The organism is Paenibacillus sp. FSL K6-1318 (assembly GCF_037976905.1).
GTDB lineage: Bacteria > Bacillota > Bacilli > Paenibacillales > Paenibacillaceae > Paenibacillus > Paenibacillus amylolyticus_A.
Genome location: NZ_CP150270.1, coordinates 2,351,535 through 2,377,325 on the forward strand (window position 1 = coordinate 2,351,535; position 25,791 = coordinate 2,377,325).

Annotated in this window: 17 protein-coding genes; 13 read left to right on the top strand and 4 right to left on the bottom strand. The window is 47.1% G+C overall.

The window, feature by feature from the left end; all coding sequences use genetic code 11:
• Positions 1–30: 30 nt before the first annotated feature.
• Positions 31–957, bottom strand: a complete 927-nt coding sequence (locus NYE45_RS10495) for an AraC family transcriptional regulator (protein WP_340016609.1) — start codon at positions 955–957, stop codon at positions 31–33.
• A gap of 141 nt (positions 958–1,098) precedes the next feature.
• Here NYE45_RS10495 and NYE45_RS10500 point away from each other — a divergent pair, with 141 nt between their 5' ends.
• Together NYE45_RS10500 and NYE45_RS10505 are read left to right on the top strand one after the other, a co-directional pair.
• Positions 1,099–2,616 carry a tagaturonate reductase gene (locus tag NYE45_RS10500; protein WP_340016610.1) on the top strand — a complete coding sequence of 506 codons (1,518 nt, stop codon included), beginning with the start codon at positions 1,099–1,101 and terminating at the stop codon, positions 2,614–2,616.
• Positions 2,613–4,127: an altronate dehydratase family protein gene (locus NYE45_RS10505; protein WP_340016611.1), complete on the top strand. Its 1,515-nt coding sequence runs from the start codon at positions 2,613–2,615 to the stop codon at positions 4,125–4,127. The genes NYE45_RS10500 and NYE45_RS10505 overlap by 4 nt, the downstream gene beginning before the upstream one ends.
• Positions 4,128–4,228: 101 nt before the next feature.
• Here the strand turns inward: NYE45_RS10505 and NYE45_RS10510 are convergent, their stop codons facing one another.
• The 3 genes from NYE45_RS10510 to NYE45_RS10520 all read right to left on the bottom strand — a co-directional run bounded on the left by NYE45_RS10510 (position 4,229) and on the right by NYE45_RS10520 (position 8,379).
• Positions 4,229–4,915 carry a hypothetical protein gene (locus NYE45_RS10510; protein WP_340016612.1) on the bottom strand — a complete coding sequence of 229 codons (687 nt, stop codon included), beginning with the start codon at positions 4,913–4,915 and terminating at the stop codon, positions 4,229–4,231.
• Between the two features lie 38 nt (positions 4,916–4,953).
• Entirely contained in the window at positions 4,954–5,907 is a 954-nt protein-coding gene (locus tag NYE45_RS10515; protein ID WP_340016613.1) for a YafY family protein, read from the bottom strand.
• Between the two features lie 444 nt (positions 5,908–6,351).
• Entirely contained in the window at positions 6,352–8,379 is a 2,028-nt protein-coding gene (locus NYE45_RS10520) for a beta-galactosidase (RefSeq protein WP_340016614.1), read from the bottom strand.
• Positions 8,380–8,507: 128 nt separating this feature from the next.
• Between NYE45_RS10520 and NYE45_RS10525 the strand changes: the two genes are divergently transcribed.
• From NYE45_RS10525 to NYE45_RS10575, 11 genes are all read left to right on the top strand, one after another.
• The gene (locus NYE45_RS10525; protein WP_076330545.1) at positions 8,508–9,341 is read left to right on the top strand and encodes an AraC family transcriptional regulator; all 834 of its coding nucleotides are present in this window, start codon (positions 8,508–8,510) and stop codon (positions 9,339–9,341) included.
• Positions 9,342–9,484: 143 nt separating this feature from the next.
• Positions 9,485–10,273, top strand: a complete 789-nt coding sequence (locus tag NYE45_RS10530) for an alpha/beta hydrolase (RefSeq protein WP_340016615.1) — start codon at positions 9,485–9,487, stop codon at positions 10,271–10,273.
• A gap of 35 nt (positions 10,274–10,308) precedes the next feature.
• A complete protein-coding gene (locus NYE45_RS10535; RefSeq protein WP_340016616.1) occupies positions 10,309–10,971 on the top strand; it encodes an SGNH/GDSL hydrolase family protein in 663 nt (220 codons plus the stop codon).
• Between the two features lie 15 nt (positions 10,972–10,986).
• The gene (locus tag NYE45_RS10540) at positions 10,987–11,868 is read left to right on the top strand and encodes an SMP-30/gluconolactonase/LRE family protein (protein ID WP_340016617.1); all 882 of its coding nucleotides are present in this window, start codon (positions 10,987–10,989) and stop codon (positions 11,866–11,868) included.
• Positions 11,869–12,288: 420 nt separating this feature from the next.
• Entirely contained in the window at positions 12,289–15,339 is a 3,051-nt protein-coding gene (locus NYE45_RS10545) for a X2-like carbohydrate binding domain-containing protein (RefSeq protein WP_340017351.1), read from the top strand.
• Positions 15,340–15,611: 272 nt separating this feature from the next.
• Complete coding sequence (locus tag NYE45_RS10550) at positions 15,612–17,159, top strand: response regulator transcription factor (RefSeq protein ID WP_340016618.1); 1,548 nt, start codon at positions 15,612–15,614, stop codon at positions 17,157–17,159.
• Positions 17,160–17,177: 18 nt separating this feature from the next.
• A complete protein-coding gene (locus tag NYE45_RS10555) occupies positions 17,178–18,947 on the top strand; it encodes a sensor histidine kinase (protein ID WP_340016619.1) in 1,770 nt (589 codons plus the stop codon).
• A gap of 351 nt (positions 18,948–19,298) precedes the next feature.
• Positions 19,299–20,579 (top strand): extracellular solute-binding protein, encoded by a 1,281-nt coding sequence (locus NYE45_RS10560; RefSeq protein WP_339170421.1) that lies wholly within the window; start codon positions 19,299–19,301, stop codon positions 20,577–20,579.
• 140 nt (positions 20,580–20,719) lie between these two features.
• Positions 20,720–21,610, top strand: a complete 891-nt coding sequence (locus NYE45_RS10565) for a sugar ABC transporter permease (RefSeq protein ID WP_339170422.1) — start codon at positions 20,720–20,722, stop codon at positions 21,608–21,610.
• The gene (locus NYE45_RS10570) at positions 21,603–22,433 is read left to right on the top strand and encodes a carbohydrate ABC transporter permease (protein WP_339169558.1); all 831 of its coding nucleotides are present in this window, start codon (positions 21,603–21,605) and stop codon (positions 22,431–22,433) included. Before NYE45_RS10565 ends, NYE45_RS10570 begins: the two co-directional genes overlap by 8 nt.
• 164 nt (positions 22,434–22,597) lie before the next feature.
• Positions 22,598–25,645, top strand: a complete 3,048-nt coding sequence (locus NYE45_RS10575) for a glycoside hydrolase family 2 TIM barrel-domain containing protein (protein WP_340016621.1) — start codon at positions 22,598–22,600, stop codon at positions 25,643–25,645.
• The last annotated feature ends 146 nt before the right edge of the window (positions 25,646–25,791 follow it).

The window sequence follows — 25,791 nt, forward strand, 5'->3', positions numbered from 1 at the left end:
ACGGCACATATGTTCCAGTCTGTTTCTATTTTAACGTGAACTGTTCATGGTTCTGCGGTAGGCTGCGGGCGTTGTGCCGGTTAATTTTTTGAATTGACGGTAAAAGTGGGGCAGGCTGTCAAACCCGCAAGCATCAGCTACGGCTGCCATCGTCTCATCACCTTGTACCAGATGCTCTTTCGCCATAATGACCCTTCGCGCTAATGCGTAATCCGTCAGAGTCATGCCCGTGTATCGTTTGAAGGCACGACTGAAATGAGCAGGGGATACAGAGGCGTACTGGGCCAGTTCTTGCAGGGATAGGCCATTCCGAAGGTTATCGTCAATATGAGAGATCGTAGAAGAGAGCCACAAGGGACCTGGAGTAGATTTACTCGGATTCGCAGGTCCCGAGGCTTCCAGACGTTCCAGAAAAATAAGCAATAGTTGCAGCCTTAACAGGGCCGCATGTGCGCTCAGATGATGTCCAAGCTGAAATTCGGTCTGAATATCATCAATAAGGGCGGTGACCTGTGATTGCTCCTCTGTGTCCAGATGCCTCTTATACACCCGTTGTCTGCGGCAACGTTCAAAAAGACTCAGCAAGGAAGAAGCAGCTCCCCCGGCGGTTGATGCCAGCAATCCCGGGCTGAAGAACAGTGCGGAAGATGTGACAGGGTTGCCTGCATCCGGCAAGGCGCGGTGAACCGTACTGCCTGGAATAATGAACAGATCTCCTTCCTGCATATCCTCAAGTCCTGTATCAATAAAGATGCTGCCCTGACCACGATATACATAGATGATCTCATGCCAATCGTGAAGGTGATCCGGCAATTCGTTCTGGGGGGATTTTGTATCGCTGTACACCAGGCGGAACGGAATACCGGATTCTGCCTGAATAGTCGTACGAACAGGTGAACGCTCCATATAGACTCCTTTCCAAACCAGCGTCTTCATCGAGATGTTATAGCTAGTCATGAGAGAGTATATTTACCGCAATATAAGCAATTTAATTTCCTTTTATTGATGATACAATGAATTTAAAGCGTTTACAATATAAGGGTGCTAAGCCTTTGGGCGGCATTCTGAGTGTACAAATAATCGATGAGGTGAGTGTCCATGTCGGCAAGCACGAAACGGCCAAGGTTGAAGCTGAATTTGCTCGGGAACGACGGTCAGCGCAAGTGCAAGGAGATTATGGAGCGTCCCGTGAAGGTTTTGCAGATTGGAGAAGGTAATTTCTTGCGGGGATTTGCAGACTGGATGCTTCATGAGAGTGCCAGACAAGGCAAATTCCATGGGAGTGTAGCTGTTACTCAGCCACGGCTAGGAGGCAAAGCCAAGCTGGAGCAGATTCGCGATCAGGATGGGTTATATACCATGATCACGCGTGGGCTGTCTCAAGGGAAGCCGGTTGAGCGGACAGAGTTGATCTCCATTTTCTCACAGTGTATCAATCCGTATGAGGAATGGGATGCCTTTCTGAACTTGGCGGAACTGCCTTCACTTGAGTTCGTTATTTCCAATACAACCGAATCAGGATTGAAATATATGCAGGCAGACTATATCGAGGGTGAACCCGTCCAATCATTTCCGGGGAAATTAACGGTTTTCCTGCATCAGCGATACTTGAAATTTGATGGGGACCCATCCAGAGGTTTGATTCATCTGCCATGCGAGCTGCTCGAAGGCAATGGTGATGTGCTGCGCAGTTGTGTCCTCCGTCACAGTGAGGATTATGGGTATTCGGATGGCTTCCGTGCATGGATCGAGAACCATAATCATTTCCTGAACAATCTGGTAGATCGAATCGTCACAGGTGCGCCGACCCAGGAGGAAGCCGATTCCCTGACGAATCGCTGGGGTTATGAAGATCAGTTGATTAATACGGCAGAGCCATATCATTTCTGGGCCATTCAGGGTGATGAATCATTGGACAAAAAGCTACCGCTCAAGCAAGCGGGCCTCAATGTACATTGGGTGAAAGATCTGAAGCCGTTTCAGATACGCAAGGTTCGGATTTTGAATGGGGCACATACCCTAATGTCATCACTGGGAATTCTGCAAGGCAAGCAACATGTGAGAGAAACGATGGAGGATTCGCACTTTGGCCCATGGATCCGGGAAGCTGTACATCAGGAGATCGTACCTGCTCTGGATATGCCGGATCATCAGCTGGAACAGTACGCGGAAGAAGTGTTCGAACGTTTCCTGAACCCGTATATTGATCACAAATTGCAGGATATTGCATTAAATACGATCGGAAAATTCAAGGTTCGTGTGCTGCCTACACTATTATCCTATGAGCAAAACCAGGGAAGCTGGCCAGAACGTTTAATTCAGGGGTTTGCGGGATTACTGTGTCTCTATCGTCCTGTAAATACGCCAGAAGGTTACAAGGCACAACGACTGAATGGGGAGGACATTCTGTTGCGGGACGACCCGGATGTCCTGGCTGCTTTGGCTGCACACTGGGAAGGTTATGACACGCTTAACAGGAATCAGAACCAACTGGCTGACCGGGTAACGGCTGTGTTGTCGGATACCCTGATCTGGGGCGAAAATCTGAATGCAAGAGAAGGGCTGCGTGAAGCACTTGTTCGTGAAATTGGTTTGTTGGAAGGTGAAGGGAAATGAACACCACAAGTACAATCAATGACTGGATTGCCATTCAACCACAGGATGATGTCATTATAGCGCTTCGGGATTATGCCAAAGGAGAACGCATTACACTGCCAGACGGAGTTTCTTTTACCTTGCTGGATGACGTGCCCAAAGGGCATAAGATTGCTGTGCATACTCTGGCACCGGGTGATGATGTGATGAAGTATGGTTTCTCCATCGGCATTGCCAAAGAGCAGATTGAGCAGGGAAGCTGGATTCATAGTCACAACTTGAAGACGGGTCTGCACGGGTTGCTTGAATATGAGTACCAACCGGGAGCACGGGTTCAGACGGATATGCCTCCGGAACATCTACGCTCATTCGATGGATATTTGCGCCCCAATGGTGATGCAGGTATTCGTAATGAGATCTGGATTGTGAATACGGTTGGATGTATCAATAAAGTGTGTGAAGCATTGGCACGTATGGGTCAGTCCCAGTTTGGAAGTCGGGTAGATGGTGTATATCACTTTCCGCATCCATTCGGATGTTCACAGCTTGGCGATGACCTGAAATATACCCAACAGTTGCTGGCCTCCTTGGTGGAACATCCGAATGCAGGGGGCGTGCTGGTCATCGGTCTGGGCTGTGAAAACAACCAAGTAGACGAGTTCCGTGAATGTATTGCTCCGGAATACCGAGGCAAAGTACGGTTTCTCAAAGCACAGGAAACAGATGACGAGCTTGAGGAAGGGCTTCGACTGATGGAAGAACTTGTGGAGATCGCTGAACATGAACAGCGGCAGCCGCTTCCGCTCAGTAAACTTAAAATTGGTTTGAAGTGTGGCGGTTCCGATGGTTTATCCGGTATTACAGCCAATCCGCTGGTCGGTGCAGTTGCTGATATGCTGGTGGCTGCCGGCGGTACGGCGATTCTGACGGAAGTTCCGGAGATGTTTGGTGCGGAGACGATCTTAATGAATCGGGCTGCCAATGAGCAGGTCTTTCACGATTTGGTGGATCTTGTGAATGGTTTCAAACAATATTTTGTAAACCATGGCCAGAACATCTATGAGAATCCTTCACCTGGTAATAAGGCTGGCGGCATCACAACGCTGGAGGAAAAGTCACTTGGATGTACACAAAAGGGAGGACGTTCTTCGGTAGTCGACGTGCTGCGCTATGGCAAACGTGTAACTCAAACCGGTCTGAATATTGTAGAAGCACCGGGTAATGATCTGGTGTCTGTTACGGCACTGTCTGCAGCCGGTGCACATATTGTGCTCTTCACAACAGGGCGGGGGACTCCCTTCGGAGGTCCGGTACCTACTGTCAAGATTGCGACCCAATCCGATCTCGCGAATCGCAAAAAACACTGGATTGACTTCAACGCAGGTCAGTTGTTGGAGGGTCGCACGATGGATGAGGTGAAAGTACAGCTGTTCAGCCAGCTGATTGACATTGCTTCAGGGCGGTCACACACTCTCAGTGAGCAGCATGGATTCCGGGAGATTGCCATTTTCAAGGATGGCGTAATTCTCTGAACCCAATCTGGCTGGATGCTGCTTATCGTCTGCGATGCATAGTATGGTGAACCGTAGCCAATTCCGGTTGAAATGTGCACGACAACCGGAATTGGCTTTATTTAGATTCCACGGATGCCAAGGGCTTTGGTGATGCTTGATAATGCCGCTGGTGAAGCATGTTGTTGCAGTTGAGCCACCAGCAGTTCACGCGCTTCGGCAACACTGCCTTCAAACGGCTGAATGCCGTGACGTTCCATCCAGTGACCAGCAGTCTCGTACGCAGAGCTATTCCAGGCGACTTTGCCTTCTGCGAGCCCTTCTTTTTCTTTGGTGCCACTAATCACAATGGCTGCACAGTCCTGAAGGTCGAGAAGTCCACGGTCAAATGCTTTTTTGTCTTCTTTTGCTCCGAATCCTGCTTGAGAACGAAGGGCACGTCCATCGATGCCTTCCTGTTCTGCAACTAACGCATGGAGTTTGAACGCTTCACGGGATAGTAAACCCGCCTCATACTGTTCCTCGATGGTTCTGTAGTCGGCAAGCAGTTGGTGCACCCAAGGGAAGTATTCACTCGAGACAAGAAGCGCTTTCTTTTTGACGAACTTTCCATATGCAGCAATGCCCTCTTCGGCCAGGCGTGAACGCCATAACCAGGGATCCAATTCATCATCCTTGTGCCAATGTTCTTTGGGGGTTAACGATGACAGTGAAGGGTATTCGGTAAATAGGGGAGCAAGAGGCAGCAGTCCTATAGACTGGATACGCTGTACTGCTTCTTCGTACGTTACAACGGGTTCATGTGTCATGATATCAGCAGGCTCCTTTAAGCAGTATGGTGAAGCGATTATTTGGTTGAGGCAAGGTATATCCGACTCACTTCCTCGGCATGCTGACGAATCTCGCTGCGAAGTTGGAGAGGTTCGATCACTTCAGCTTCACGTCCCAAGCGGTAAAAGAATCGTACGGCCCAGTCCCATTCTCCTGGTGGACAAATGAATGACAATTCCCAGAGATCCGGGGCAATTTCAATCATCTTTTCGCCGATATGCTCATCCTGTTCGGCTTCAATCATCCCCCGATAACTCAGTCGCACCGTCACCCGAGTTGGAGGCTGTTCTGGAGGGATCGGCTTGCTATGCTGTTGCTGTGCCTGTTCGTTCAGCACCTGTGTATCCTGTGGTTCGATCGCCTTGACATCGATAATTCGGTCGACCCGGAACAGACGCTGCTCACCATGTTCAATGGAATATGCTTCACAGTACCAGAAGCCGGAGGAAGCATACACCCGTGAAGGGCAGATATGCAACCATCGCTGACGCGATACGGATCGATACAGCACATTGAGCCATCCATGTTCAGGTATGCATGCCAGCAGCGCGTCCAGATGAGGAAGGATGTAATTGCGGTCTGGAATATGATGATGCAGCTGTTGGAGCATGGGATCGATTCGCGACATGATATCATCCGGAATGATGGCCTTAACTTTGTTCATCAGGGTCCAGCGTTTCTCATGAAAGGGCGTGTCGGCGTAGCGACTCAGACCTTCAAGAGCGAATATGAGCGTCGCTGCCTCAACCGGGTCCAGCTGCAATGGGGGCAATACGTAACCCTCCATAAGTCTGAAACCGCCTCCCGGACCGGAAATGGCAATAATGGGCACGTTCATCTCGGAGAGGGACTGAATATCCCGGAGAATGGTGCGACGGGAAACTTCAAATTTCTCGCCCAATGAGTGTGCTGTTTCGTGACCATGCTGTAATGCCATAACGATGGCGGCAAGCCGATTTGTTCTGTTCATGTCAGCCACTCCGTTTCGTTCATTGCCCCGCCGGAAGGTGATGTCGTAGTTATAATTCTATTCTAACAGCTTATAAGTGACATCATGAGTGTCACCAATATTTCAGCTGCATCATGATTTTCCAATAGATCAGCTACATGGTTCACACAAGCAAGTTCCGGCGGGCTTCATTAAAATGTGTGTCTCGTCCAATTCGCTTTGCATACTGATATTTCCTTCTATCAAAAATACCACAGATAATGCCAAAAACCCGTATCCGATGTAGACGGATACGGGAAGTAGCAGCTTTTGGCTTACAGAAGACGATAAAGGTATGGAATCTATACCAATATCTTCACTGAAGACAAATATAAGCTTAAAAGGGGGATGTACATGTGACACTTTGTATCACGTGCTTTTCCTTTGCAATATAGGGCTCCATTATGACCCATATAGCGAAATACCTTATTTCATTTCAAGCAAATGTACCCCACGGGATTCAATATCAACACTTCCCGAAAGCTCGCGATTGGTGAGCAGATCAAGTGCCTTGGCTGTCCCGAGATCATAGGATTGCGTGGAAGCGTTATGGTTCATGACGAACAGGTAGGGTCTGCCGTCTTTGGTACGTGCGCTTACTTCAACACCTTCCGGTGTCTCCAGTAGGGACTCTACATTCTTGGCTGCTGCAAGCTGTCCCAGCAGACCATCGAGGAAACGTTCATCCGGGTCGGATGCAACGTACCAGGCTTCACCTTGACCATAGATGTTACGTGTTACAACAGGCATGCCTTTATAAAAGTCGTCTCCATACTCCGCGATGACTTCGGCTCCTTCACTGTGCAGCAGGTCACACAGCATGCCGCAGCCATATTCTCCTTGAAGATCGCCGTAGGCTTCTTTGAGGACTATGCGGTTCTTTTGCTCAGGCAGCAGGGCATCAATCTCTTCCACCCAGATTCCGAGCAGTTTACGGAGTTCTCCCGGATACCCACCAGTGGTCACGAGATCGTTCTCGTTGACAATGCCGCTGAAGAAGGTCGTCAGGAATGTTCCACCTGCTTCAACATACTTCTCCAGTTTGGCGGCAAATCCTGGTTTAACCATGTAAAGGACAGGCGCAAGAACGATGTCGTATTTGCTAATATCCGTATCCACACTGACGATATCTACCTGTATGTTGCGGCGGAAGAAAGCGGCGTAATATTTATGAATCTGATCCACATAATTCAGGGCAACCGTAGGTCCACTTGATTTTTCGATGGCCCACCAGTTATCCCAGTCAAACACAATGGCTACTTTGGATTCAACAGATGCATCCAGGGTGGTGTCACCGAGTACCTGCAATTCCTTGCCCAGTTCAGCGACTTCGCGGAATACACGTGTATTCTCGTGTCCGGCATGCTCAATAACTGCACCATGATACTTCTCACAGGCACCGATGGAGCGGCGAAGCTGGAAGAACATAATGGTATCAGCCCCGTGCGCAACAGACTGGTAACTCCACAGACGCATGACACCAGGACGTTTCAGTGAGTTATACGGCTGCCAGTTCTGCTGACTTGGTGTTTGCTCCATAAGCATGAACGGTTGACCATCTTTCAGTCCGCGCATTAGGTCATGGGCCATTGCCGTGAAGCTGACGGGTGTTGCGAGACCGGGATAGCTGTCCCAGGAGACGATATCCATATATTTTGCCCATTTGAAATAGTCCAGCTGCTTGAAGAATCCCATCAGATTGGTAGTCACGACAGAGTCGGGAATGTGTTTTTTGATTGCATCGTACTCCAACCGATAACAGTCTAGCATGCTGTCGGAGTTGAATCGGGAGTAGTCCAGTGAGATTCCCTGGAACGTGGAATTGTTGTTACCCCAGTGTTCGCTCAGGTTGCTCGGTAGAACAATCTCGTCCCAATCGTAGAAGGTATGCCCCCAGAAATTTGTGTTCCATGCTTTGTTGACCTGTTCCAGGGTCTGATAGCGTTCTTTTAGATACACCCGGAATGCTTTCTCACAGTTGTCACAGTAACAGTCACCGCCATATTCGTTGGAGATGTGCCATACGAGAACAGCGGGGTGATCCTTGTATCGTTCGGCCAGTTTATCTGCAATCTTCTCGGAATATTTGCGATAGGTCGGGCTGTTAGGACAGGAATTATGGCGCCCACCAAATTTGCGTTTGCGTCCATCGGCATCTACACGCAGTACGTCTGGATATTTCTTCGCCATCCAAGCCGGATGGGCAGCAGTGCTCGTTGCCAGGCATATATAGACACCGTTCTCATATAGACGATTAATAAGTTGGTCGAGTTCTTCAAAATGATAAGTAACTTCATCAGGCTGAATCAGTGCCCATGAAAATACGTTGATTGTGGCAATATCAATGCCTGCCAATTGGAACATGCGCAGGTCTTCAAGGTGGGTTTCGTGATCCCACTGTTCCGGGTTATAATCGCCCCCGTAGAACATTTTGGGTAGTTTGCTGCTAATCAATGTGTTCACCTCTTGTATAAGAATAATCCTATACTATATGATACATATGACTTTTAAAATATAATAAAAGTAATGAACTATATAAGAATACGGAAGTATAATTCGGCTTATATCCAAGGGGGCATCTCATGTTTATCTCACCACGACATCAACGATATTTCATGACATCACGTGATCAGCCGCTGCCCCTTTATATTGAGAGCCTTGGCTATAATGGCAATCAGGAGAAGGTATCCAGACCTGTGGGGTATCCATGTTACCACTGGCTTCAGACCGTAAAGGGAGCGGGAGAATTCAAGTTTGCCGGGTCCACGGTCATACTGGGGGAAGCATCAGGTATTTTGTTGCCCCCGAATGAACCACATGAATATGTGCGTGCCCAAGGAGAGTGGGAGACACTTTATATTACATTTGGCGGTTCCCAGTGTCCTGCTATTATAGAGTCGCTTAGTCTGGGTGAAGCAGCATTCTATCAGTGGGAACAGAGCAGCCCGTTTAACGATTATGGCCAGGAAGTGCTGGATTCGATCAGCAGTGATCAAGATTTGTCGGGACTCGAAGCGTCAGCGGATATATACCGATTTCTGATTTTGCTCAAAAAACATGGCATGACAGGCAATCGTTCTTCGATCTCACATGCCGTGGAGAGGCTCGCTCCGCTCATTGCATTCATGGAACAGCACTATGCGAATCCCGAGATTGGTCTCGAACATATGGCTGAGGTCACGGGGATCTCATCCAGACATCTGAACACCTTGTTCAAACAATCCTTTGGCATGACAGCCTACAGTTATTTCATTTTGCTGCGCATTCGCAAAGCCAAGGAAATCATGACCGGCGATACTGCCCTGACGATCCGGGAAACTGCAGTCCGGGTGGGCTTTCGGGATTCAAGCCATTTTGTAGCAACCTTTCGCAGGATAGAGGGAGTCACTCCTGAACAATTCCGGAATTTATACTAATCTGTAACGAATTGAATAAAAAGTGATGCCAGGAAGGTATTGATGCATGAGGGTGATTGCCGTTATGATGGTATCGATTCCTGAGATTCGAAAACGTTTAAACGGATGCATGTATCCGTTCTACCTAGAGAGGATGATTGAAGATGACAACAACGATACCCTTATGGGACCATGCTGCACCTTATGCAGCGCAGGGCCATGAAGACGAAATGCCACATTTGATTCCATTTATTCAGCCCGGTTCCGAGAGCGCTGTCATTGTGTGTCCAGGTGGCGGCTATGGATTTTTGGCGGATCACGAAGGTGCTCCAATAGCCGAGCTGTTGAACCGTGCGGGCATCAGCGCATTTGTCCTGAAATATCGGGTAGCGCCTCACCAGCATCCTGCACCGATAACAGATGGTCAGCGTGCCATACGTTATGTTCGTGCGCATGCTGAGCAGTATGGCATCAATCCTGCCAAGATTGCCGTACTTGGTTTCTCCGCGGGCGGACATCTTACAGCAACACTAGGAACGCTGTATGACGAAGGACAACCGGATCATAAGGACCTCATTGAACGCCAAAGTTCACGCCCGGATCGGGTTATCCTCTGTTACCCCGTCATTACGATGGAGTCTTATGGACATGCTGGTTCCCGTGAAAATTTGCTTGGATCTGACGCGTCTGCCGAGCAGATCAAGGCATTCAGTGCGGAACAACAGGTGAGAGCGGATGCTCCAGAAGCGTTCATCTGGCACACCAGCGATGACCAGGCAGTACCTGTGGAGAATAGCTTGCGTTACGCACTTGCCCTGGGCGCGCATGGTATTCCCTATGATTTGCACGTGTTTGAGAAAGGCTCTCATGGTCTCGGATTGGCCGAAGACAACCAAGCGGTCCGTGCCTGGTCTGATCTGTGCTTGACGTGGCTTAAAAATCAAGGCTGGTAAACATATTAGCGCTCTCGAGCGAAGGAGAAATGACGATGAAATTGCAGAAAAATGACAAGCTTCTGTTTATCGGAGATTCGATTACGGATTGTGGTCGGGAACATCCTGTAGGCGAGGGCAGTTCGGGTCTGGGCCATGGTTATGTTGCGCAAGTCCATGCACTGTTGCGATCCATCTATCCGGAATTGATGTTGCGTATCCAGAATGTGGGTAATGGTGGAAATACGATTCGTGATCTGAAACAGCGTTGGGATCGTGATGTGCTGGATCTAAAACCGGATTGGTTGACGATCATGATCGGCATTAACGATGTGTGGCGTCAGTTTGACAACCCGCTGTCAACAGAATCACATGTGTTCCTGGAAGAATACGAATCCACATTGCGTGAACTGGTGGCTTCGGTTCGTCCCAATCTGAAGGGTCTGGTACTGATGTCTCCTTATTATCTTGAGGCCAATCCGGAAGACCCGATGCGAGCCACGATGGATATTTACGGAGAAGCGGTACGCAGGGTAGCCAGCGAGTATGATGCGGTGTATGTGGATACACAGGCTGCATTTACTCCATTTTGGGATCATTTCTATACGGCTGTGCTGACTTATGACCGGGTACATCCGGATGCAACAGGCCATATGGTACTGTCCAAAGCATTCTTGGATGCGATCGGATTCGAATGGTCAGGCGGCGTCAAATCTTAAAAAGGACGTGATGGCATGAGCAACGTAACTGTAGCAGTACAAACTCCGGCATTGCTGGGGGAAGGCCCGAGCTGGGATGTGGAGAACAATCGATTATTGTGGGTAGATATTGAAAGCTTCAAGGTGCATGTGTATGATCCGGCTACAGGGCAGGATCAGGCTTATGATGTCGGTGAACATGTCGGCGCGGTTGTTCCGTATCGTGGTAACGAGGTTGTGGTTGCTTTACGCAGTGGATTCCATACGTATAATCTGCTTACGGGTGAGCTGCATGCCATTGAGGACCCTGAAGAAGATAAGGATACCAATCGTTTTAATGATGGAAAATGTGATGCACAGGGACGCTTCTGGGCAGGCACGATGAGCTTAAATAATGAGGCCAAAGCAGGATCACTGTATTGTTTGGAACAAGGACAACCTGTGCGCACGATGGTACAAGACGTGTCTACATCCAACGGCCTGGGCTGGAGTCCGGATCGGCAGACCATGTATTACATTGATACCCCGACACGTGCTATTGACCGATTTGATTTTGATCTGGCAGCCGGGACGATACAGAATCGGACAAGCATCATTCACATACCTGAGGAATTTGGTTTTCCGGATGGCATGACGGTCGATGGTGAAGGCATGTTGTGGGTTGCGCACTGGGGTGGAGGAAGAGTTACACGCTGGAACCCGCATACATCAGAACTGTTACAGCAGATCGAAGTGCCCGCAGATCAAGTAACATCCTGTTGTTTTGGTGGACCGGAGCTTGAAGATTTGTACATTACAACAGCACGTACCGGGATTAAGGAAGAACGTCTGAAAGAGACACCTGATGCTGGCTCACTATTTGTCATCAGACTGGGGATTAAAGGCCAGGAGACTCACGGTTATGGTAGCCAGAAATAAACGGTTGCCAGTCATGCAATGAACTTCTGCCTGGTTTGCCAGGAAAGAAACGATGCTATTTTTTAAACTTTTATATGAAATGTCGAAAGATGCTGCTAAAACAGCATCTTTTTTGTTGTGTAAACAAGATAAAACACTGAAAATATTTTACAAAAATAGGATTTTGGACAGAGGTGTTTGTCTTTTGCTATCGAATGTTATTTATTGAAAGAATTATCCAAATAACGACGAATGAAGAGTAGTTTTGTAAGCGCTTAAAAAATGACTGGAAGGGGGTGATATTTCTTGTAATCTGAATGCATGAATTCGTCTGACACGCCATTATCAGCACGCTGAGACAGCGGAAAGACCGGAATGCAGTTACCAAGTTGAAGAGGAGGCTGTGTAAAAATGAGAACGTTTATGGGGAAATTACGGATCATGAGTCTGACGGTTGCCGTGGTAACGGCTTCGCTGGGAGGACTCGCTGGAACCACAGCAGCGGCACCGAGTGAAGCCTATGAGTGGAAAAATGTAGTGACTGGTGCAGGAGGCGGATTTGTACCGGGCATTATTTTCAACGAGTCGGAAAAGGATCTGATCTATGCCCGTACAGATATCGGGGGAGCTTATCGCTGGAATGCGGCTAACGAGAGCTGGATCCCGTTAACGGATTTTGTCGGGTGGGATGACTGGAACAAAAACGGTGTAGACGCACTGGCTACGGATCCGGTTGATCCAGATCGGGTGTATATGGCAGTCGGGACGTATACGAATTCGTGGGACAAAAATAATGGCTCCATCTTGCGCTCTACGGACCGGGGAGATACATGGCAGACCACAACACTTCCGTTCAAAGTTGGCGGCAACATGCCGGGACGTTCGATGGGTGAACGTCTGACTGTGGACCCGAACGATAACAGTATCCTGTATTTCGGTGCACGAAGTGGTCACGGACTTTGGAAAAGTACCGATTACGGTGTAACCTGGAACGAAGTAACAAGCTTCCCGAATCCGGGAAATTATGTGCAAGATCCTTCGAATGAATATACCAGTGACATCGTAGGTCTGGCATGGATTACGTTTGACAAAACAACAGGTTCGGCAGGGCAGGCAACCCAGACAATCTATGTGGGTGTAGCGGATAAAGCTCAAAGTGTATATCGCAGCACAAACGGTGGCCTGACCTGGTCAGCTGTTGCTGGTCAACCTACAGGTTTTATTCCGCATCATGGTGTGCTTGATTCCAATGGAAGTCTTTATATTACCTATAGCGATGGTGTTGGACCCTATGATGGGGAGGAAGGTGACGTTTGGAAACTGAACACGTTGACAGGTGTCTGGACCAACATCAGCCCTGTGCCAAGCAGCAGCACGGATAATTATTTTGGATACGGCGGATTGGCTGTGGATGCACAGAATCCCGGTACATTGATGGTTGCGACATTGAATTCCTGGTGGCCGGATGCCACCTTGTTCCGCAGTACAGATAGTGGAGCGACGTGGACGCGCATATGGGAATTCGAAGGATACCCGAACCGGAAATTGCGATATACACAGGATATTTCGGCAGCGCCATGGCTCACCTTTGGTATCACGCCTGCCCCGCCTGAACCATCTCCAAAACTGGGCTGGATGATCGGTGATCTTGAAATTGATCCATTTGATTCGGATCGCATGATGTATGGAACAGGTGCTACGATCTATGGAACGAAGAACCTGACGGACTGGGATGATGATAAAAAAATCAATATTTCAGTGATGGCGAAGGGTGTTGAGGAGATTGCCGTACTGGATCTAATCAGCCCGCCTAGTGGTGCGCATTTGTTAAGTGGAGTAGGGGATGTCTCCGGATTCCGTCATAACAATCTGGATCAGGCTCCAGCTACCATATTTACGAGCCCGAACTATTCTTCCACAGAAAGTCTGGATTTTGCAGAGTTAAGTCCGAATACAATGGTTCGCGTAGGTAAAGCAGATTATGCTGCTGATCCAAATGCGAAATCCATTGGTTTATCCAGTGATGGAGGTACCACGTGGTATAAAGCCAATGCAGAACCTGCTGGCACAACTGGAGGCGGTACTGTAGCCATCTCTGCAAATGGTAACCGATTGGTATGGAGCACGTCAGACAAAGGCGTACATTATTCGACTGGCGGTAATTCCTGGACGGCAAGTACGGGGATACCTGCACAGGCGAAAGTGATTTCGGATCGTATAAATCCAAACAAATTCTATGGATTTGCAGCGGGTAAAATCTATGTGAGTGTAAATGGTGGAGCTTCCTTCACTGCCTCGGCGGCAACTGGACTTCCGATCGAAGGAAATGCAGATCTGGATGCTGTTCCGGGTGTTGAAGGCGAACTGTGGTTTGCTGGCGGTAGTGAGGAAGAAGGTCCTTACGGGTTATGGCATTCCACGGATTCAGGAGCGACATTCACGAAGCTTGCCAATGTAGAGGAAGCAGATAGTATCGGATTTGGTAAAGCTGCCCCTGGGCAAAGCGTTGTCGCGTTATACACGGTTGCACAGATCGATGGAACACGTGGATTCTTCCGCTCCGATGACGGTGGGGCCAATTGGGTCCGGATCAACGATGATCAGCATCAGTATGCTCGTGTAACCACAATTACGGGTGATCCGCGTCTGTATGGAAGAGTATATCTCGGAACGAATGGCCGCGGAATTTTGTATGCTGACCGTGTTGGAGGTAATAATGGCGGAGGAGACGGCGGGGGTACACCAGTGACCAACTCGGTGATTACACCGGTTACAGCCGAATTTGATCGTAAAGCAGACAATCAGGTTAATATCCCAGTCACGTTAACGTTGAACGGCAATACACTTGTATCTATTCGTAACGGGAATGCAACGCTGGTTTCGGGTACAGATTACACGTTGACAGGCAATGAGGTCGTGTTGAGTAAAAACTACCTGGCTTCACTGCCGAACGGAGCAGCTGCACTAACCTTTCAATTCAGCGCAGGCACTCATGCGACCTTGAATCTGCTCATCAAAGACACGACAGCCGCACCAACTGGAACCATACGCATTGAGATGTTTAATAGCAACACATCGGCGACGGGCAGCTCCATTAGTCCCAAATTCAAACTGACGAATACGGGCACTACAGCATTGAATCTGTCCGATGTGAAAATCAGATACTATTACACGATTAACGGGGAACAGCCTCAGAACTTCTTCGCTGACTGGGCGACTGCTGGTAGTGCGAATGTAACAGGCACGTTCAGTGCACTCAATCCAGTACGGACAGGTGCTGACCACGTGCTTGAGATCGGCTTCACGGCTTCGGCTGGAACACTGAATGCGGGACAAAGCACGGAAATCCACACTCGCATCTCCAAGAACAATTGGACCAACTATACACAAACCGATGATTACTCCTTTGCAGCTAGTCAGACTTCCTATACGGACTGGACCAAAGTTACCGGTCATATAGCGGGAAGTCTTCAGTGGGGAATCGAACCTTAAGTGTGCAATGTAGCGAAATAAAGGTTTGAAAATAGGAGTCCTGCTTCGCCAAATGATCGAAAGGCGATTCAGGGCTTCTTATTTTGTCGAAATATAGTGTAAACTATAGAGAGTTACCATTGCTTAAAGGATCGTTTTAGGATATAAAAAGATGTACAATCATTTTAAAATTAATGTAACCGCTAACACTGGAAGGCGTTTATAACCGATATATAATAGTTGGTATAACCTGTACAGATATAGAGGAAAGATTAGACAAGGGGGTCGCGATCATGAACCGGTTGTGCAAGGTGCTGATTGTTGACGATGAGTTTCTGGTAAGACAAGGTATAAAGCACCATATGAACTGGGAAGCTGAAGGATTTATCATTGTGGGTGAAGCTTCCAACGGTGAAGAAGGATTACAGCAGGTGAGCCTGTTAAAACCGGATATTGTGATTACCGACATTGTCATGCCTGTCATGGATGGCGAGACTTTTGTCCGTACACTAAAAGCCAGTAATCCGCAGATTGAAGTGATTGTACTTAGCAGCTTCAGTGAATTTGAATATGTTCGTTCAACGCTCCAGCACGGGGCAGCGGATTATATACTGAAACCGAAGCTGGATACGAATGAATTATTGCAGGTCCTTCAACGCACAGCGGGTAAAATTCCAGAGTTACAGTTCGAGCCGTCACACGATGGCTGGAGACTTGGTCAACTGATGGAGAAGATGCTGTCCGGATTTACTTTGGACGAGGATAGCGAGATGCCGATGATTCGAGACACCTTTCCACACGAATCCTTTCGCTTGCTAGTGTACAAACCAATGGATGCTGAAGGGCATCCGCTAAAGCTGGATCAGGAACAGATCGAATTCAGGCTCCGCAGTGATCTGTCTGAAGTGGAATGTGCAATGGTTCCGGCAGAGGGCGCACTGCCTGTCATGCTTCTTAATGTCGATCCTGCGCGAGATGAATGGATGGTTGATCGCATTAGACAGTTGGCTAGTGAAAATGCAGCGGGACAAGGCAACCCCGGATGGGTGCTTAGTGACAGCTTTACTTCATTTGAACGGATGGGTATCGTATACCGTGAACGCTTGATCAAGCTAATGGAATATCGCTTCTATTATAAGGATCGACCAATCCTCGTGTATGGTGAACTTCCGCCGATGCATCCGGCAGGTTACCAGTTCAATGTGAATATGTTTTTGCAACATGTGAAGCGTAACCGGGTCGAAGCAGCAAGAGAGTACTTGCAGGATCATGCGACAACACTTGGTCGGGATTATGTTGCCGATGTGTTTGAGATTAAGTCATTTCTCGGTAACCTGATCTTCAACGTAACGATCACCCTCGCGGATATGGACGTTCAGTCTGCAGGGCTTGAAGAGAGCAAATATACGTATTTTAAAAATGTGGACGGGGCTACGAGTCTAAATGAAGTCATGACTGTGCTTGATCAGTTTATGACGGAAGTTCAGGAGTGCACTGTTGGTGCGGGTGGAAAACGAAGTGATCCGAATATGAAGATGCTGCTGGATTACATGCATGAGCACTTTGACCAGCCGCTTGGGCTTGCTGAAGTAGCCAAACACTTTCATTTTAATCCATCGTACTTATCCAGTTATTTCTCATCTCACAAAAAAGAAGGATTCAATGAATACCTGAATAAAATTCGGATTGAAAAAGCGGAGGAACTGCTCCGATCCGATGATGTGACAATTTCGGAGATTAGCAGTATGGTTGGTTATTCCGATCATAGTTACTTTTGCAAAGTGTTCAAAAAATTCACCGGACTATCACCAAGCCGATACCGGCGCAAATTCTGGGCATAAAGTCAGAAGGATAAGATCATGAAGAAATGGATGAACCAATTATCTCGTCTCGGATTATTTCCCAAGTTGTTTCTGGTTATGGTCGTCAGTATTGTTCTCGTCTCTGCACTCATACTATGGACGACCATTCACATGTCTACCAATCTGTTTACCGAGACGTTCAGTATCACGAACTCTAAGGTGCTTAATCAGATCAAGACGAATTTTGAATCCTTTAATGACGCAATTGCTGCCGTATCCAACAATGTGACGCAAAGTGGAGCGATTCGAGGGTTCCTGTCCGAAGGAGATGCCGATTCCCTCACTATGGCAAAATCCTTCTATAATATGAGGGAAACGATGGATCGGATTCAATCCATAACCGAATCCTACGAAGTCGGGATAACGATTATCGGGATTAATGGACGCAGCTATTCCACCAATCGTGCCCACCTTCAGATGTCAGTGGATGAATTGAAACAGGAGCCGATCACGATGGAAGCCGCTGAGACGCCCAGTCGTCTGATCTTTGATGATTACCAAAACGATGAAAATGTCGGAACTCAGCAGATGATCTCTGCCACGAAGGCGTTGACAGATCGAGCCCGCAGCCGAATATATGGTACGCTTTATGTCACCATGAGAGAGGATGCGTTCCGGCAGTTCTACACCAGCTTTACAAGTCGAGGCAATGACGTGGTCATTATGAACGAAAAAGGTGAGATTGTTTCTTCGAATCGTGAAGACTGGATCGGGACAACTCAGCTGGATTTGCTGTCATATGCTCGAGAAATGAACAAAACGTCTCCGAGAAGCATCAATGCTCGTGTGATGGATCAGGATAGCGTCGTTCTATCCGAGTATTTACCGTTCTATCGGTTTTACATTGTCAATGTAGTGGATAAGGATCTGGCGATGGGTCAACTCATCGACATGAAGACAGTTGCCTTGATCTGTGCAGCTATTGTTGTGGGGGCACTCATTCTCGTGTTTCTCATCACCAGCCAGATTACCAAGTCATTGCGCAGACTTGTGAAGCAGATGTCCAACATTACGAAAAGTGATCTGGACAACTATATTCCCGTGAGCGGCAGCTACGAGAGCAGGCAGCTGGGTCATGCTTACAATTACATGCTTGATGAACTCCACGATTATGTGGATCAGTTAGTACAGACACAGCATGAACAACGTAACGCAGAGCTTGCGGCATTACAGAGTCAGATTAATCCTCACTTCTTGTACAATACCCTTGCTTCCGTCAAAGTTTTAGTGCAACAAGGTAACAAGGACAGGGCAGCGGAGACCATTAATGCCTTGATTGGATTGCTGCAAAATACGATTAGTGATGTGAGTCAGACCGTTACAGTTGAACAAGAAGTCGAGAATTTGAAAAATTATGTCTTCATTAATCACGTCAGGTACGGTGGCCGGATTAAAGCAGCCTTCTATGTTGCTCCGGATTGTACTCACTACCACGTACCGAAGCTGGTGATTCAGCCGTTTATCGAGAATGCTTTTTTCCATGGATTTATCAAAAAAGAGACGGGTACCATTCATGTCATGGTTTCCAGAGCGGGGGAATCGCTCATCTGTGAGATCATGGACAATGGTGACGGAATTGAAGGACTCGTTATGGGAGAAACATTGCCTAATCCGAAAAACAATCGTCAACTATTCAGCGGCATCGGCATTCGCAATGTGCATGATCGCATTGAGCTATTATATGGTTCACCTTACGGTGTCACCATTATGAGCAATGTTGGTGAAGGAACGAGAGTGACCGTAACACTACCATTAATCACGAGTTGAGTTGAAATCTAATCCAACTAAATACACCCGAAAATGAGATCCCTCGCTTCTGTATTTCTACAGAGACGGGGGATTTTCACGTGTCAGAGGTAAAGTGAAAATACATATTTGTACTATTTCAAGATCAAGAAAATACAAAATCAAAAGAAATTACAAAAAACCAAATTTAATGCAAACGGTTTCTGTAAAGGTTTTCATTGTGGCAATAAGATGACAAATCCGTACAAAATTATTACTAACGAATGGAGATATGGGAATGATAAGATGAATACATCGAAAGCAACCGCTTTCAGAAAACGTAAACAAATTACACACAAAGAGGTTGAAGGGGAGTTGAATGTTTTGAAGAAAATGTGGGTATTGATGCTCGTTACAGTATTGCTGTTGTCTGCATGTTCATCCGGTGGTGGAGGTAATTCCGCTGGTGGTGACGAAAAAACAAACGAAATTACGGTCTGGGCTTGGGACAAAGCTTTTAACGTTGCTGCAATGGAAACAGCAAAAGAAGCATACCAAAAAGCAAATCCTGATGTGAAAATTAACATCATTGAATACGCTCAAGCTGATATTATTCAGAAACTGAACACGGGTCTTAACTCCGGAACTGCCAGTGGTCTTCCAAACGTAGTTCTGATCGAAGACTATCGCTCACAAAGCTTCCTGAATGCATATCCTGATGCGTTCAAAGATCTGTCTTCCAACGTTACGGCTTCCGACTTTGCAGATTACAAACTCGGACCAACAGCGTTTGATGGCAAACAATACGGAGTACCATTTGACTCCGGCGTTGCTGGCTTGTACTACAGAACAGACTTGCTTGAGCAAGCAGGCTACAAAGCTGCTGACCTGCAAGACATCACTTGGGATGACTACATCCAAATTGGTAAAGATGTAAAAGCTAAAACAGGTAAAGAACTTCTTTCTCTTGATCCAAATGACCTCGGAATCATTCGTATGATGATTCAAACCGCAGGCAAATGGTATTCAGCAGAAGATGGTAAAACACCTGACATTGCAAACAATGCTGCTCTGAAAGAAGCTTTCACTACGTACAAAGCGATGATGGATGCAAATATTGTTAAATTGCACTCTGACTGGAGCCAATTCATTGCAAACATGAATAATGGTAGCGTAGCTTCAGTACCTACTGGTAACTGGATTTCACCATCCATACGTCAAGAAGCTTCCCAATCTGGCCAATGGGCTGTAGCACCTATGCCGAAAATGGCTGGTCAACCGAACTCTGTGCACGCAACGAACTTGGGTGGTAGCTCATGGTATGTTATGAACAACGTTCCTGGTGCAGATCAAGCAGCTGATTTCGTAGCAAAAACTTTCGGTTCTGACAAACAATTGTATCAAGATCTGTTGAACAACATCGGTGCAATCGGTACGTACAAACCGGCAGTTGATGGTGAAGCTTATGCCAAAGAAGACGAGTACTTCGGCGGACAAAAAATCTTCACAGACTTCGCAAATTGGACTGAACAAATTCCAAGCGTTAACTATGGTATCAACACATATGCCATCGAAGACATTCTGGTTGTAGAAATGCAAGCATTCCTGAACGGAAAAGCAATTGATGATGTTCTGGCTGATGCACAAAAACAAGCTGAAGCACAATTAAACTAAGATACCCAAGGTAACTTATAGAACCCCAGGAAACATCGGAGCCGTCTCCCTTGTCCGGCGCAAGTCGAACGGACATGGCGAGAGGCTCTGTGGGTTCTACCCATGTTCCATGGAGAGAGAGGAGCCATACTGTGAAAGCCATGAATACAGGAGACAGTCTCCAAAAGAAAAATAATTTGACTGGATGGGCTTTTGTTTTGCTGGCTGTTGTCGGGATTGTTGCATTTTACTTCTACCCGATGATCCAAGCGCTGCTCTTATCGTTCAAGTCTGGTGTAGGAGCCAATCTTGAATTTACGGGCCTTTCTAACTACAAAAGATTGTTAGTTGACACAACGTTCCGTACAGCATTATCGAATACATTTATCTACTTGATTGTTCAAGTACCTTTAATGATTATTCTTGGTTTGTTTATTTCCGTATTGCTGAATGACAGCACACTGCGCTTCCGGAGCTTCTTCCGTACAGCGATTTTCTTGCCTTGTGTAACTTCATTGGTAGCATACTCTGTTGTATTCAAATATTTGTTCGCACCAGATGGAATGGTGAATCAATTCCTGATGGGCCTGCACATTATTGGAGATCCAATCCAATGGATCACAGACCCGTTCTGGGCTAAAATTACGATCATAATCGCCGTTACTTGGCGTTGGACCGGATATAACATGATTTTCTATCTGTCATCCCTGCAAAACATCGATCAATCGATCTATGAAGCTGCAAGAATCGACGGAGCGAATGCTTTTACACAATTCTTCAAAATCACAGTACCGTTGCTTAAACCGATTATCCTCTTCACGTCGATCACATCTACGATTGGTACATTGCAAATCTTCGATGAGATCATGAATATTACCAAAGGTGGTCCGGGTAACGCGACCATGTCGATCTCACAATATATCTACAACCTTTCGTTCAAATATTCACCAGACTTTGGATATGCAGCAACGGTTTCGTACTCCATCGTAATTTTGATCATTATTTTGTCCATTATCCAGTTTAAAGTGGCAGGTGATAATAAAAATGGCTAAAGCTAAAGCAAAACGGATTTTCACATATGTGTTCTTATCCATCGTCGCCTTTGTATCCATTTTCCCATTTTTCTGGATGCTGGTCAGTGCAACAAATGCATCAGTTGATGTAACGAAGGGCAGATTGTTGCCAGGTTCAGCTTTTCTTGATAACTTCAGCAAATTGCTTGATTCGACAAACCTAGTGCAGGCTCTGGGGAACTCAGCTATGATTTCGGTCATCTCCACTGTGCTGGCATTGTTAATCGGCTCCATGGCTGGTTATGGTTTTGAAGTATACCGCACGAAGTCCCGTGATATCGTATTTAATATTCTATTGTTGTCCATGATGATTCCGTTTGCAGCGATCATGGTGCCACTATATCGAATGTTCGCAACGATCTCTGGGGTTACTCCAGTTATCGGAATTAACACGATGGCAGCCGTTATCCTGCCAACCATTGCAACAGCGTTCCTGATCTTCTTCTTCCGTCAGAACACCAAAATGTTCCCGAAAGATCTGCTGGAAGCTGGTCGGATCGATGGTCTGAGTGAACTGGGGATCTTCCTGAAGATCTACATGCCAACAATGAAAACAACATATGCAGCGGCAGCAATCATTACATTTATGAGTAGCTGGAACAACTATCTGTGGCCACTCATTGTATTGCAAACGCCTGACCAACAAACGATCCCACTATTGATTTCTAATCTTGGTGCTGGTTATGCTCCGGATTACGGAGTAATTATGACAGCGATCGTTATTGCAACACTGCCTACAGCAATCGTATTCTTCATCATGCAGAAACATTTTGTTGCAGGTATGGTAGGTTCCGTGAAGTAATGAAAATGGCATAATCCGTGCAAATGAACGGGTGCAGGAAAGAAGAGAGGACGCCAGTTATGGCGTACCTCTGTCTTTTTTGTTTGTTTATGTAAAGCAAAAAGGAAATCCAGATGAAACCTTGAATAAGTCAAACTATAACGTTTTAAAGGGAGAGAGAGCCGATGAAAGCAACAAAGGCAGATATCAACTGGTTGGGAGACGTAAGTGTATTTGAGGTGAACCGTCTTCATGCCTATTCAGATCACCGTTATTACCAAACGATGGACGAGGCTGTAGGTTTAGGCGCGATGTCCATGCGTTATGATCTGAATGGTACGTGGAAATTCAACTATGCGATTCGTCCAGATAGCCGTTCTGAGTTTTTCTATACATCCGATTTCTCCAGTGAAGGCTGGGATGATATTGAAGTTCCGGGACACATCCAACTGCAAGGATACGGACAGATTCAATATGTAAATACACAATATCCTTGGGACGGTTTGAACGAGATTCGTCCACCGGCATTGCCACAGGACAAAAATCCTGTAGGTAGTTACATTCGTACTTTCCACCTGCCAACTGGCTGGGAGTCGAACCCGGTATATATTTCTTTCCAAGGTGTAGAGTCTGCATTCTATGTATGGCTTAACGGACAATTCGTAGGATATGGGGAGGACAGCTTCACGCCGTCTGACTTTGACCTAACGCCATTCCTTCAGGATGGAGAGAACAAACTCGCGGTTGAGGTGTATCAACGCAGCACGGGCAGCTGGCTGGAAGATCAGGATTTCTGGCGTTTCTCCGGCATTTTCAGAGATGTGTATCTGTACACCGTCCCAACTGCACACGTTCGTGATGTTCATGTTCGCACAGATCTGGACAAGTCCTACACGAACGGTACATTGCAATTGGATCTGAAGCTGGAAGGAAAAGCCGTTGCTGGATCGCGGGTAGAGGCTGAACTTCGTGATCGTGAAGGCAAGACCGTTAAGACGTTTGAATCCAAAGTTAATGATGGACAAGTAAGTCTTCGTGAAGACATTGGTACAGTGAACCTGTGGAGCGCAGAGATTCCATATTTGTACCGTCTCTATATTCGTGTATATGATGCTGCGGGTGCATTGGTAGAGGTTGTTCCTCAAGCCGTTGGTTTCCGTACATTTGAAATGATTGACAAAGTAATGCACATCAACGGTAAACGTATCGTATTCAAAGGTGTGAATCGCCATGAGTTCAACCCGCGTCGTGGACGTGCGGTTACGAAGGAAGACATGCTGTGGGATGTTCGTACCATCAAACAGAACAATATGAATGCCGTACGTACGTCACACTATCCAAACCAAAGTCTGTGGTATGAGCTGTGTGATGAATACGGACTCTATGTTATTGACGAGATGAACCTGGAGACACACGGATCTTGGCAGAAACTTGGTGCTGTTGAGCCTTCATGGGTTATTCCAGGTGACAAACCGGAATGGCATGATATCGTTATGGACCGCGCTGTATCCATGGTGGAGCGTGACAAAAACCATCCGTCCATTCTGATCTGGTCTTGTGGTAACGAATCACACGGTGGTGAAGTCATCTACAAAGTATCCCAATACTTTAAATCGGCTGATCCTACACGTTTGGTGCATTATGAAGGTGTATTCCATGATCGTCGTTTCGATGAGACAAGTGATATGGAGACTCGCATGTATGCCAAACCGGCTGACATTGAGGAATTCCTGAATGCAAATCCGACCAAGCCTTATATTAGCTGTGAGTACATGCACGCTATGGGTAACTCTATTGGTGGTATGCACAAGTATACGGAGTTGGAAGACAAATACCCGATGTATCAAGGTGGATTCATCTGGGATTACATCGATCAATCCATTTACAAAAAAGATCGTTACGGCAAAGAGTTCCTCGCTTATGGCGGAGATTTCGGTGATCGTCCATCAGACTATTCGTTCTGTGGTAACGGTATCGTCCATGCTGATCGTAAAGTGACTGCGAAAATGCAGGAGGTCAAATTCCTGTATCAGAACATCAAACTGTTCCCGGATCGTGAAGGCGTTAAGATCGTGAACGGTAATCTGTTCGCAGATACATCTGCACTGGAACTGGTATACAGCCTGGAGCGCGAGGGACATGAAGTGCTGCGTGGAACATTGGAAGTCAACGTGGATGCGCAAAGCGAGACGGTAGTGAAGCTTCCGTTGGAGGCAGCCTCCTTGGTAGGCGGCGAGTACGCTGTGAACACTGCACTTGTGTTAAAAGCTGCTACACTGTGGGCTGACAAAGGCGAAGAAGTGGCATTTGGACAGTTTATTTTCACACAGGATCAGGTAAATGATGCAGTTGAAGTGGACTTGAACCTTGTAAGTGATGTACAAGTTATCGAAGGTGACGTTAACATCGGCGTTCGTGCTGGCAAAACGCATGCGCTGTTCTCCAAACAGTTCGGTACACTGGTTTCCCTGAAATTGTCCGGTCGTGAGACCATTGCAGTACCACCTGCACCGCTCTTCTGGCGTGCAATGACGGATAATGACAAAGGCATGGCGATGGGCTTCGAACTGGGTGCTTGGTATGCAGCAAGCCTGATGCCACGTTCTGTAGAGTGGAAAGCGGAACAGAAACCGGATCAATACCGGATCGAGTTCACGTACAAGCTCAATATTTCGGCGGATGTACAAGTAAAAGTGGTCTATACTGTACATGCAGATGGAAGCGTACGTGTGCATAATGCGTACAAAGGTACAGCTGGATTGCCGAACCTGCCAATCCATGCATTGTCCTTCAGAACGTCACCTGACTTCGAAAACGTGGAATGGCTCGCGATGGGTCCCGAAGAAAACTATGCAGACCGCGCATTTGGCGCACGTCTAGGAATCCATGGTAGCAAGGTAGCTGATACTGTAGCTCCATATCTGGTACCACAGGAATCAGGCAACCGTACGGGCGTACGTTGGGCCAAATTGACAGACAACGCGGGACGTGGCTTCAAAATTGAAGCATCCGGAACTCCAGTCGAGCTGAATGTATCACCATATACGGCATTTGAGCTGGAGAACGCACAACATGCGTACGAATTGCCTCCTGTGCACTATACGGTCGTGACTGTAGCAGGTAAACAAATGGGTGTCGGCGGTGATGATAGCTGGGGTGCTCCAGTTCATCCGGAATACCTGATCCCTTCAGACGGCGAACTGACATTTGAATTTGTTATTCGTGCACTGTAAATAAAAGATAATTTGCAATAAAGAACAGAGGTCTTCGCTTGTTGGAGGCCTCTGTTTTGTTATGTCCATGAATGGCTTGAGATGTGATCTATGAAACCGTTCTCTCTCCGACCTCGTAATGTACAAGACAGGAAACATAAGAGGGG

Coding starts and splice junctions, on each gene's coding strand:
- NYE45_RS10545 (WP_340017351.1), top strand. CDS start 12,289: ATGAGTCTGACGGTTGCCGTGGTAACGGCTTCGCTGGGAGGACTCGCT.
- NYE45_RS10510 (WP_340016612.1), bottom strand. CDS start 4,915: ATGACACATGAACCCGTTGTAACGTACGAAGAAGCAGTACAGCGTATC.
- NYE45_RS10535 (WP_340016616.1), top strand. CDS start 10,309: ATGAAATTGCAGAAAAATGACAAGCTTCTGTTTATCGGAGATTCGATT.
- NYE45_RS10540 (WP_340016617.1), top strand. CDS start 10,987: ATGAGCAACGTAACTGTAGCAGTACAAACTCCGGCATTGCTGGGGGAA.
- NYE45_RS10570 (WP_339169558.1), top strand. CDS start 21,603: ATGGCTAAAGCTAAAGCAAAACGGATTTTCACATATGTGTTCTTATCC.
- NYE45_RS10495 (WP_340016609.1), bottom strand. CDS start 957: ATGACTAGCTATAACATCTCGATGAAGACGCTGGTTTGGAAAGGAGTC.
- NYE45_RS10500 (WP_340016610.1), top strand. CDS start 1,099: ATGTCGGCAAGCACGAAACGGCCAAGGTTGAAGCTGAATTTGCTCGGG.
- NYE45_RS10560 (WP_339170421.1), top strand. CDS start 19,299: ATGTGGGTATTGATGCTCGTTACAGTATTGCTGTTGTCTGCATGTTCA.
- NYE45_RS10515 (WP_340016613.1), bottom strand. CDS start 5,907: ATGAACAGAACAAATCGGCTTGCCGCCATCGTTATGGCATTACAGCAT.
- NYE45_RS10565 (WP_339170422.1), top strand. CDS start 20,720: ATGAATACAGGAGACAGTCTCCAAAAGAAAAATAATTTGACTGGATGG.
- NYE45_RS10575 (WP_340016621.1), top strand. CDS start 22,598: ATGAAAGCAACAAAGGCAGATATCAACTGGTTGGGAGACGTAAGTGTA.
- NYE45_RS10525 (WP_076330545.1), top strand. CDS start 8,508: ATGTTTATCTCACCACGACATCAACGATATTTCATGACATCACGTGAT.
- NYE45_RS10530 (WP_340016615.1), top strand. CDS start 9,485: ATGACAACAACGATACCCTTATGGGACCATGCTGCACCTTATGCAGCG.
- NYE45_RS10555 (WP_340016619.1), top strand. CDS start 17,178: ATGAAGAAATGGATGAACCAATTATCTCGTCTCGGATTATTTCCCAAG.
- NYE45_RS10550 (WP_340016618.1), top strand. CDS start 15,612: ATGAACCGGTTGTGCAAGGTGCTGATTGTTGACGATGAGTTTCTGGTA.
- NYE45_RS10505 (WP_340016611.1), top strand. CDS start 2,613: ATGAACACCACAAGTACAATCAATGACTGGATTGCCATTCAACCACAG.